The organism is Mycolicibacter sinensis (assembly GCF_001673565.1).
GTDB classification, from domain to species: Bacteria; Actinomycetota; Actinomycetes; order Mycobacteriales; family Mycobacteriaceae; genus Mycobacterium; species Mycobacterium sinense_C.
In genome coordinates this window covers 1-10,512 of the sequence record NZ_LZMF01000112.1, presented here as the reverse complement: position 1 = coordinate 10,512, position 10,512 = coordinate 1, and the positions used below count along the sequence as shown (strand labels likewise).

The window sequence follows — 10,512 nt, the reverse complement described above, 5'->3', positions numbered from 1 at the left end:
GCTGGCGGCCGCGCTGCCCGACACGCCCGCCGGGCCGGGGCAAGGCGGTGGCCGGTGAGATCGGTATCCAAAGCGGTGCTGTGGCTGACGGTGTTTACCACCGTCGCTACGGTGTGCGCGCTGATTGTGCTGACCGCGTTACGCAGCCCGGTCAGCGGCGCGGTGTCCCGCTATACCGCAACCTTTTCCGATGTGTCCGGCCTGCTCGCCGGTGACGACGTGCGGATCTCTGGTGTGCAGGTCGGCAAGGTCGAGGCGATCCGGCTCGACGGTCGGGTGGCCAAGGTCGACTTCACCGCGCTGGTCGAACACCCGCTGTTCGAGAACACCACGGCCGCCGTCCGCTACCAGAACCTGCTCGGGCAGCGCTACGTGGAACTCGTGCAACCGGATCAGCCGGCGAACCCGCTGGCGGCCAGCGGCACCATCGGCCTCGGACGGACCATCCCGTCGTTCGATGTGGCGAAGCTGTTCAACGGGTTCCGGCCGATCTTCGCCACCCTGGACCCGGCCCAGTTCAACCTCTTCGGCGAGAACCTGCTGCGGCTGATCCAGGGGGATGAATCCGGGATCGGGCCAGTGCTGCGCGACCTCGACGCCATCGCCAAGCTGACCGTGGACCGCCAGGCGGTGCTGACCGTGCTGCTGCACAATCTGGCCGAGGTCTCGGCCGACCTGGGCGGCAAATCCGGGCCGCTGTTCTCCCTGATCGCCGTGCTCAACGACGTGCTGGGCAAGTTCTCGTCCAAGGCCCAGGAGTTCTCCACCTCGATCGACACCGAGCTGCCGCTGCTACGCAACCTCGTCCACGTGTTGCAGTACGCCGAGCGCACTTTCGACGGGACCACCGTTCCGGCCTACGACTTGATGAGCCGGATGTTCCCGCAGACCCCGACCATCATCGCGGGGCTTTCGCTGGTGCCGTCGATGATCCAGGGTATGCGGAACTCGCTGGTGTCCGACGAAGACGCTGAGGCCACCTACATCTGCTCGCACGGCGAAGTCAACCTGCCCGGGATCGGGCAGGTGTCGTTCGCCGAACAGAGCCTGGTGATCTGCAAATGAGACTCTTCGACAGGAGACCGCAACGGGTGCTCGACGAGCACGCCGCGGCGGTGCGCAACCGGCGCAACGGCGTCATCGGCCTGGTGGCCATCATTGTCGCGCTGGCGACCACCGGGCTGGCCTACCTAAATCCCACCGGCCAGACCGGCTACACCGCCCACCTGCCCAACTCGGGTGGGGTGCGTTCCGGCGACGAGGTCCGCATCGCCGGCGTCCCGGTCGGCAAGGTCACCGGGGTGCGGCTGGATCGCACCGTCGTCGAGATGACCTTCGACGTCAAACGCGGGGTGCCGGTCGGCTCGGAGTCCACGCTGGACATCAAGCTGCTCACCCCGTTGGGCGGCCACTACGTGGCCCTCGATCCCCACGGTTCGGTGCCGCTGGGACACAACGTGATTCCCCCGCAACGTGTCACCACGCCGTTCGAGATCAACGACATCATCCAAGCGGCCACCCCGCTGGTCAAGGAAGTCGACGGGAAGGTCATCCACGACACCTTCAGCGAAGTCGCCAACGCGGCCAACAACTACCCCAACGCCCTGCGTGACGTCATCAAGTCCGCCGAGCAATTGACCACCGCGCTACGGCGCAGCACCGCCGACTTTCATCGCGGCCTGGACTTCACCAACAACACCCTGAACGCCGTCGTCGACGGCCGGCGGCAGCTGGTGGCGCTGGCCGAACAGTTCGCCGCAATCGGCACCATGTACACCTCCAAATCGGTCGACATCGTCGAGTTCTTCACCCTGCTCGACGAGCTGGCCCGCGTCGTCGACCGCCTGATGACGTTCTACGGCCGCGAGGTGGCGCCTGTCGTCAACGGCATCGACGACATCTTCGACACCCTGTTCGCCCACCCCGACCGGCTCGGCGCGGCCGCCATCGAACTGGGCCAGATCCTGCAGATCGTCTGGCCGATGCTGAGCGGAAACGGAGTCGTCTTCGACGAGCACAACCGGCTGGCACCCGGACAGGACTTGTGCCTGCCCAACATCATGAAGCACTGCTGAGATGAGAAGTATGTCTGCGATCGACAACCGGCTACGCTCCCGGGCGGCGCTGTTGGTAGCCGTGGCCGTGGTGGCGGTGATCGCGGCCGCCACGGTCACCGCCGCCAAGCTGGTGCTGCCCGCCATCAGCAATACCCGGGCGATGTGTGCGGAGTTCACCGACGCGGTCGGGCTGTATCCAGGCAACAAAGTGACGCTGCTGGGCATCGAGGTCGGCAAGGTGACTGCGGTCAGCAACAAGGTAGATCACGTCGAAGTCGACTTCACCGTGGCCGGCGACCTCGACCTGCCCGCCGACGTCGGTGCGGTCACTTATTCGGCGTCGATCGTCACCGACCGGCACGTCGAGCTCACCAAGCCCTACGACGGCGGTCCCAAGTTCGCCGGCCCGGGATGCATCGCGCTGCAATCCACCAAGACCCCGATCGGTGTCAGCGAAACCTTTTCCGCCCTGGGCAAACTCACCGATGCCATCCTCGGGCCGGACAAGGGCCAGGACCCGGCCGCCGCGCCCGGTGTGCAGGCGATCAACGACGCGATCAGCGCGGCCAGCCGGTCGCTGGCCGGCACCGGGCCCGGGCTCAACCAGACGCTGCGGAATCTGGAGACCATGCTCGGCGATCCGTATAAGGCCGACGCCGACTACCGCAAGCTGTTCGAGAACAGCCGGATCATCTCCGCGGGCTTCCTCGCCCACTGGGACACCTTCAGCACCGTCGTGCAGACCCTGCCCGGTACCGCCGCGCTGATCGAGGGACTCTCGGACAACTTCGCCGGCGCGCTGCACCACCTGGTGCACGCGCTACCGATCCTGGTCGAGACGTTGAACCGGTTCGCGCCCCGGGTGTACCACAACATCAGCGACAAGCTGGTGCCCTGGATCAGGGATCTGCTGGGCGCCTACACCCCGCACATCCTCGCCATCATCAACTCTTGGCCGCAGTTCTCCACTTGGCTCTCCGACATCTACGAGCCGGCCTGGGGCACCCACAACGTCACGTATATCCCGCCGCAGGTAGCGATCTCGCCGTCCCAGGCCGGCGCCATCTGCGAACAATTGCGGGCGCGCAACACCCCTGGCAGCGCGGCGGCGTGCGCTGCGGACACCGCGTCGGATCCGGTCACGCTGGGCCTAACCGACCTCATCCTCGGGGCGGCGCTGTCATGACCCGAAAAGTGATCCGCGCCGCCGGCGGGCTGCTGGGCATCTTCCTCATCGCGGTGACGGCGGCGTGTTCGCTGGACCCGACCCGGCTCCGGGTGCCCGGCGCCTACCTGCCCGACGACGCCTACTCGATCAAGATCGAGTTCTCCAGTGTGCTCAACGTGCCCGCTCGGGCGAAGGTGGACTTCGGCGGGGTGCAGGTGGGGGTGCTGGATCACGTCCAGCTGGCCGGCAACACCGCGGTGGCCTCCGTCGACATGTCCTCCAGCGTCTCCCTGCCCCAGAACACCCGCGCCGAGCTGCGGCAGGCCACCGTGCTCGGCGACATCTACATCGCGTTGCTCCCGCCGCAGGACCCGGCACCGGAGCCGCTGCGCGACGGCGACACCATCCCGCTGCGCAACACCGCCCCGGCCGACAACGTCGAGGACGTGCTGCGCTCGACGTCGAACCTGGTGTCCGGCGGCGCGATCAGCACCCTGCAGCAGACCGTCCTCAACCTCAACAAGGCGTTTCCGCCAGACCCCGCCGAGTTGACCACGATCCAGCACAAGCTGTCCGGGGTGCTCAACGACCTGGCCGCCAATCAGGTCACCATCAACGGCATCCTGTCCAGCCTGGAAACCATCAGCAACAGCCTGGTCATCAACACCGACACCTTCGACCGGCTGGTCGCCGAGGGTCCGCACAAGCTGGAGGGCCTGGCCAGCGTGACCCTCAACATCATCCAGCTGGTCGTCGACTTCCAGGATCTGGGCCGGGCCGGTGGAGAGCTGGTGACCCCGCTCGCCCCGGACATCATCCAAATCCTGTCTTACATCACGCCGTTCGTCGGGTCGGTGGCCACCGTCGACACCACCATCCCGGTGATCGCCGACAAGGTGGTGGCCCTGGTGCGCGACAAGCTGGTCCCGTTCTTCGGCAACGGCGGCCCGAAATACACCGTCACCGAACTTCATCCGCCCACCGGCCGGGAAGGCGTGGACCCCGCCGACAAGGCCGACGCGGCGGTGGAGGCGATGCGGGCGATGGGAATGCTGCCGTGAAACTCAACGCCTCGGCGACCCTGGTGATCCTGGCGGTTCTGACCTTGGTCGGCGCCGCCTACATGTCGCTGGGTGTGCTCGACATGGGACCCACCCGGCAGGTCACCCGGCTCACCCTGTTGCTGGATTCGTCGGGCGGGTTGCTGCCCACCTCGCAGGTGACGATGCGCGGCATCAAGGTGGGCCGGGTCAGCGGGATCCAAACCGCCCCGCATGGGCTGGCGGTCTCGATCGAGCTGGACCGCGAGCACCCGGTGCCCGCGGACAGCGCGATCACGGTGGAGAACCTCTCGGTGGCCGGCGAGCAGTACATCGACTTCAAGCCGGAGCTGATCCAACCGCCGTATTTCGGCGACGGCGCGGTGATTCCGGCGGACCGGGTCGCCCCGCGGGTCACCGTCAGCGAGCTGTTAGGCCGGGTCAACGCACTGCTCTCGGCGGTCAACCCGGCCGACGTGAACATCATCGTCAGCAACGCCTCCCAGGCGCTGGCCGGCAACGACGGCACCCTGGACTCGCTGGCCACCACCGCCGGGCTGGCCGCCAAGGTGGTGCAGGACGACAAGCAGTTGCTGACCGCCCTGTTCGCCAACCTGTCTACCCTGACGACCGGGATGGGTGAGCTGGAGGTCGGCAAGGTGTTCAGCGAGACCGGCACGCTGCTGCCCAGCGCGGTGCCGGCGTTCATCAGGCTGATCCACGAATTCGACGAACTGTCCCACACCGGGCAACGGGTGCTGGGACCCGGCGATTCGGTCGGCCGGCTGATCACCAAGCTCGACGAGTACCTCGAGATGATGTCGGTCCCGCTGGCCCCGTTCGCCGAGGCGCTGCAGCCGGCGACCGCGCCGCTGCGCGACATCCGGATCGACGCCGGGCATTGGCTGGACTTCTGGGAATCCACGTTCAACGACACCGGGGGACTTCGCATCCAACTCAACGTGCCGGACTGGCATCAACCGTGAACCGCAACGGAGCAGGGGAAGCAGACATGGGTGAGAACGCCACCGTCGAGGCGGCGGTCGATGACACCGCGGCCGTCGACGAGGGGACCGGCGAGGCCGCCACGGCACCGGCCGCCGATGCGCCCGAGGACGGCGGCGCGGCCGCGTGGTACCGCGACCGCCGGGTGCGGGCGGCGGCGGTGCTGATCGCCGCGCTGGCGATCACCGCCGGCGCGGTCTTCGGGTTCATCAAGTACCGGTCGGTCGCCGGCGAGCTCGCCGCACTGCAGCAGGCCCAGACCGACCGCGACACCGCCGCACAGGTCGCCCGGGACTATGCCTTGAAGTCGCTGACCTACAGCTACGACGACCCGGACGCCTTCTTCCGCGCCGTCGAAGACGGGGTGTCGGCGGATCTCAAGGACAAGTACATCGCGGTGACCGACGTGCTCAAGCAGCTCATCGTGGACGGGCAGCTCACCTCCACCGGGGAGGTGCTGGCCGCCGAGTCGACCGCCCAGCCCGGCGACAGTTACCACGTGGTGGTGTCGGCCGCCCAGACCACCCGCAACCTGCAGCGTCCGACGCCCCGGGTTTCGGTCATCCTGCTGCAGATCAACGTCGCCAAGGCCGGCGGCAACTGGCAGGTCTCCGATATTCGCCGCGCCAACGCCGGCGGCCAGGCCACCGGCGGCGATCAGCTACCGGCACCCGAACCGGAACCCGCGCCGACCCCGCCGGCGCCGAAACCGAAGCGGTAAGGCGCAGTCATGAAATGGTTCCCGGCGCTGCTCAGCGCGGTCACGATCGCGGGCCTGGCCTGCCCCACCGCCGCGGCCGAGCCCGCGCTGCCGCCGTGTGCCCAGCCGGCCGCGCTGATCAACCCCAAAACGCCGTCGCCGCATACCGATTGCGTCCTGCACTCCAGCGGACTGACGTTCGCCGTCAATTACTGGGCCCTGCCCGAGCTGGCGAAGCCCAGGGCGGTCAAGATCACCGTGACCGATGGCTCCGGTGAGGTGGTGCAGACCATCGACGAATTGCTGGAGCCGTCCAGCCCGGGCCCGGTCGGGCTGCAGGACATCGACGGCGACGGGCGCGAGGAACTGATCGTCCCGATCGCGCAGCGGTTGTTCAACGGAAGTCCGAACACCCGGTGGGCCACCTGGCGGGCGCCCGGCGACCGGTTGCACTACGAGCGCACCCAGATGGTCGGGCAGGCCGCCTACCCCAGCGGCGACGGCTACCTGGTGACCAACGGCGGCGCCGTGGACAGCCGAGACCTCACCTTCTACCTGCCGACCGGGGCGGGGTACACGCTGGTGGTCGTGTTGACCATCGAAGCCGAGCGGGTCGACCCCGCTACCCACCGGGTGCTGACGGTGAGCTGCCGCGCCCACCAGGAAGACGGCCTGCACGCCGTCGACATGGACGTCTATCGGGCCGAGGACACCTTCTGCGCGTCACCGGCCGCCAACGCCATCTGGCCCGAAGCGCAGCGGGTCACCATCCGGCCCTGGCCGCGCTGGGGTGATACCGGGTGATGACGTGAGCCGACGACTGGGCGGGCCGGCGGTGGCCCTGGCGGCGATCGCGGTCGGCCTGCTGTCCGCGCCGGCGGCCACCGCCCACGACCCCGAATGCGACATCATCCTGCCGGCAGCCGATGACCTCGAGGCGGTGTTCGATCAGATTCGCCCCGGCCGCATGCCGGTGCAGGGCACCGAGGCGCAGATCGTGGCCGCGCAGAGCCCGCTGTTCGGCCTGACCAGTCCCGCCGCGGTCGACCTGCGGCTGTGGTCGAGCACGCTGGCCGCCGAGGTCAACCGGGTCAACCCGTACCGCCCCGCCGGCCCGGACCGGATCGCCCGCGACCTGGCGCAGGCCCGCCGCCAGCTGACCGCCGCCCGCCAGTACTGCCGGTGAGCGCGGGCGATCACCCGGCGAAGCCGCGCAGCGTCTCGGCCAGCGCGGCGATCATCTGCTCGGCGTCGGTGACCGGCTGCGCCCCGCCGACGGTGAGCTCGACACTGAGCCGGCCGCCGACGCTGCTGACGATGTAAAACAGCGATTCGGCGGGGTCGGGGAGCAGGTTCGTGATCGCGCCGCGGAAGTCGGTGACCACTAGGCCGGGCGGGGTCACGAAGACCGGCACCGCGCCCCAATTGGTCATCCCGATGGCGGGCGCCGCCCCCGGGGCCGGGTCCGCGGGGCTGCCCACCTGCAGCCAGGACCGGTGCACCGCCCCGGCGGCCAGGTCGGCCCGCAACTGCCGCAGGATGGCCGCGGCCAGCGGTCCCAGCGCGGTGCCGGGACGAACGGCGCAGCTGAACTCGGCCGAGCCGACCACGTTGGTCCCGTCGAACACGCCGATCGGCGGGGCCACCCGGTCGCGCAGGTCGACCGGATACGACAGCCGGGCCACCGCTTCCTCACCTGCCGTTTTCGCTTGTGCGACAAGGACACCCGCGGACAGGATGCCGTGCAGCGAGAGGCCGTGGCGACGACCGCGCTCGGCCAGCACCGCCGTGTCGGGCGCCGTCAACCGCAACCGCGCATATTCCGGATCACCCGGAGCGCCCACCGCCGGCGAAGGCATCATCGGCGCCGCGCTTCCCCGCGCCTCCTCGGGCGCTTCGTCCGCGATGCCGCGCTGCGCCAACAGACAGTTCAGTGACCAAGGGATGGGCCGCGGCTCCACCGCCGAGAGACGCCCGCCGCCGACGATGTCGGTGTAGCGCGCCCAGATCTCGGCGAACAGCCCCAGCGACGCCCGGGCGTCGGCGATGCAGTGCTGGGTCAGCAACGTGACCGCGTGGTCCTCGGCCCCGACCACCACCTCCAGGCCGGCCAATTCGGTTGCGGCGTCCAGTATCCGAGTGATCGGATGCCGGGCGGTTCCCTTTCGGACCCGAATCGGCGGCAGCCCGCGCCCCTCGACGACCAGGTGGTATCCGTCGCCGGTACCCACCACCCGGCCGGCGAAAACCGGGTGGGCGCGACGTGCCGCGTCGAACGCCTGCGCCAGCGCGGCCGTATCCAGCATGCCCTCGACCACGACGGTGTAGGCCACCGTGGTGGCCAGACCGGCGAAGAGCGCCTCGACCGGCGCCAGCTTGCGGACCGTTGCCGTACACAGCACGCCTCCCGCTCCGGACCTCATTGGTCGAAGGCGACGTGCACCCGGTCGGACTCCGGCAGTGTCTGGCAGGCCAGCGTCAGGCCCCGCTCGAGTTCCTCGTCGATCAGCGATTCGTTCTGCCGCATCCGGGTGCGACCGCTCTTGACCGAGCACACGCAGGTGCCACAGGCCGATTCGCGGCACACGTAGGGAATATCCAGCCCGGCCGCCAGCAGAACGTCGAGCAGCGGCGTCTGGTCGGGCCAGTCGAAATCGTAGGTATCGCCGTCGAATTCGACGTGAACTACCGGTCCGCCCGCGGCGCCGCCCGGCGCCGGCTCGGCCGCCGGCGCAACGAACGGGTTGCTGTCCAACGACCGGTACTCCTCGAGGTGGATCCGGTCCGCAGACACACCCAGCCCGCGCAACGCGTCCGTCGTGGCCGCCGCGAAAGCCGCCGGGCCGCACAGATACACCTCACGGCCGGTATAGGGCGCGACCAATTCGGCGATACCGGCGGCGGTGGGCATACCGCGGTGCTCCACCAACCAGTGCGCGACGTGCAACCGCGCCGGGAACTTCTCGGCCAGCTCACGAAGCTGCCGGTCGAAGATCACCGAGTCGCTGTCCCGGTTGGCGTAGACCAGCGTGACGTGGCCGGCGCCCGCGACCAGCACCGACTTGGCGATCGACATGATCGGGGTGATGCCGCTGCCCGCCGCGCAGAGCAGCACGTCGTCGCCCAGCGAGCGGGGTACGAATGCTCCCGACGGCTCCAGCACCGTCAGCACCGAATCCACGGCGACGTTGTCGCAGATCCAGTTTGACGCGTAACCGTCGGGGGTTCGTTTGACGGTGACCGCCATCCGTTCATCACAGTGCGGGCTGCTGCACAGCGAATAGCACCGGGCCACCGAGCCGTCCCGGCCGCTGGGCACCCGCACGGTCAGGAACTGCCCGGGTGCGTAGCCGAACCGATCGGTCAGCTCGTCGGGGACGTCGAAGATCAGCGTGACGGCCTCGGCGGTCTCCTTGACCACCTCGAAGATTCGCAGGTCGTGTGCCCGGGCGTTCATCCCGCGGCTCCCGCGCTGACCGGTGCCGCGGTGCGGGCGGCGGCGGTCAGGTTGAGCAGCTGGGCAGTGACCGCCTCACGGCGCTCGTAAGGCAGGAAGTGGCCGGCGTCGCGGAAAACCACCAGCTTGCTACTCGGCAGCCGCTCGGCGATCCGCCGGGAATGCACCGGCGATGTCAGCGGATCCCGGGTGCCGGCCATCACCACCACGTTCAGGCCGACGAACTCGGCCAGTGCGTCGTAGCGCCGGTGCTCCAAGATGGAGCGCCCCAGCGCCGCGACCGCCCGCGGGTCGCTCTGGGCCGCCTGCAGCACACCCCGGTTCAGGTCGTGCCGGCGAGGGCGTTTACCGAAAGCGCCCCGCCCGCCCTGCCGGGCCAGCAGCAGCGGACGGCTCGGCACCTTGACCCGGGCCGCCGGCACCAGGGCTGCCCGCATCAGCAGCTCGGTTCCCGGGACACGGCGGACCGCACCCAGCAGGTCGCCGGCGCTGGTCGCGACGAACGCCACCCCGGCGCCACGCCGGGCCACCACCCCCGGGTGCCGTTGGGCCAGCGCGATCAGCGTCATCCCGCCCAGCGAATGGCCGCCGAACACGACCGGCCCGTTCGGGACCAGCTTGTCCAGCACCGCGGCCAGGTCGTCAGCGAGCACCTCGATCGACGCGCTCGGAACCCGGTCAGAATTGCCGTGGCCTCGATGGTCGTAGGCGATCACCCGTACCGCCGGGTCGGTCCGCACCAGCATGGCGGCCACGTCCTCCCAGATCCGGGCCGACATGCTCCAGCCGTGGGTGAGCACCACCGTCACATCGGCGTCGGCCGGTCCCCATTCGGTGACGTTGAGCCGCACGTGGTCCAACTCCGAGTCCAGCTCGAGTCCGTACTGCCGGGACAGGTTGTCGCCCATCGCCGTCTTACCTGCGCTCGCTGGGAAGGCGGTCGTCGACCGGGGCGCGGTCCTCCAGCAGCGCCGCCATCCGCGACTCGCCGAGCCGGTCCAGGGCCCTGGCGCCGAGTTTCTCCATGGTCTGCACCGAGAACGGTTGCGCCATCCGCCGGTTGATGCCCGGCGCGATACGCAGCA

At 69.2% G+C, this 10,512-nt stretch carries 11 protein-coding genes; 8 read left to right on the top strand and 3 right to left on the bottom strand.

All coding sequences use genetic code 11. The features are described from left to right. Positions 1–54: 54 nt before the first annotated feature. From A5648_RS15895 to A5648_RS15860, 8 genes are read left to right on the top strand one after another with little or no spacing between them, the layout of a single operon-like run. Positions 55–1,065, top strand: coding sequence for an MlaD family protein (locus tag A5648_RS15895; protein ID WP_065025472.1), 1,011 nt, complete (start codon positions 55–57; stop codon positions 1,063–1,065). After that, positions 1,062–2,075 carry an MlaD family protein gene (locus tag A5648_RS15890; protein WP_065025471.1) on the top strand — a complete coding sequence of 338 codons (1,014 nt, stop codon included), beginning with the start codon at positions 1,062–1,064 and terminating at the stop codon, positions 2,073–2,075. Before A5648_RS15895 ends, A5648_RS15890 begins: the two co-directional genes overlap by 4 nt. Before the next feature lie 10 nt (positions 2,076–2,085). Next, the gene (locus A5648_RS15885) at positions 2,086–3,243 is read left to right on the top strand and encodes an MlaD family protein (RefSeq protein ID WP_234787446.1); all 1,158 of its coding nucleotides are present in this window, start codon (positions 2,086–2,088) and stop codon (positions 3,241–3,243) included. Positions 3,244–3,251: 8 nt separating this feature from the next. Then, positions 3,252–4,286, top strand: a complete 1,035-nt coding sequence (locus tag A5648_RS15880) for an MlaD family protein (protein ID WP_065025474.1) — start codon at positions 3,252–3,254, stop codon at positions 4,284–4,286. After that, positions 4,283–5,251, top strand: coding sequence for an MlaD family protein (locus tag A5648_RS15875; protein ID WP_065025469.1), 969 nt, complete (start codon positions 4,283–4,285; stop codon positions 5,249–5,251). Before A5648_RS15880 ends, A5648_RS15875 begins: the two co-directional genes overlap by 4 nt. Positions 5,252–5,277: 26 nt before the next feature. Beyond that, positions 5,278–5,991 (top strand): hypothetical protein, encoded by a 714-nt coding sequence (locus tag A5648_RS15870; RefSeq protein WP_065025468.1) that lies wholly within the window; start codon positions 5,278–5,280, stop codon positions 5,989–5,991. A gap of 9 nt (positions 5,992–6,000) precedes the next feature. After that, the gene (locus tag A5648_RS15865; protein WP_065025467.1) at positions 6,001–6,774 is read left to right on the top strand and encodes a hypothetical protein; all 774 of its coding nucleotides are present in this window, start codon (positions 6,001–6,003) and stop codon (positions 6,772–6,774) included. A 4-nt stretch (positions 6,775–6,778) separates the two neighbouring features. Then, entirely contained in the window at positions 6,779–7,156 is a 378-nt protein-coding gene (locus A5648_RS15860; RefSeq protein WP_065025473.1) for a hypothetical protein, read from the top strand. Positions 7,157–7,166: 10 nt separating this feature from the next. On the opposite strand, the gene A5648_RS15855 is transcribed toward A5648_RS15860, so the two are convergent. From A5648_RS15855 to A5648_RS15845, 3 genes are read right to left on the bottom strand one after another with little or no spacing between them, the layout of a single operon-like run. Further along, positions 7,167–8,393, bottom strand: a complete 1,227-nt coding sequence (locus A5648_RS15855; RefSeq protein ID WP_109470814.1) for a phthiocerol/phthiodiolone dimycocerosyl transferase family protein — start codon at positions 8,391–8,393, stop codon at positions 7,167–7,169. After that, positions 8,390–9,427, bottom strand: coding sequence for a ferredoxin--NADP reductase (locus A5648_RS15850; protein ID WP_065025465.1), 1,038 nt, complete (start codon positions 9,425–9,427; stop codon positions 8,390–8,392). Before A5648_RS15850 ends, A5648_RS15855 begins: the two co-directional genes overlap by 4 nt. Beyond that, positions 9,424–10,335: an alpha/beta fold hydrolase gene (locus tag A5648_RS15845; protein WP_065025464.1), complete on the bottom strand. Its 912-nt coding sequence runs from the start codon at positions 10,333–10,335 to the stop codon at positions 9,424–9,426. The genes A5648_RS15850 and A5648_RS15845 overlap by 4 nt, the downstream gene beginning before the upstream one ends. Between the last annotated feature and the right edge of the window lie 177 nt (positions 10,336–10,512).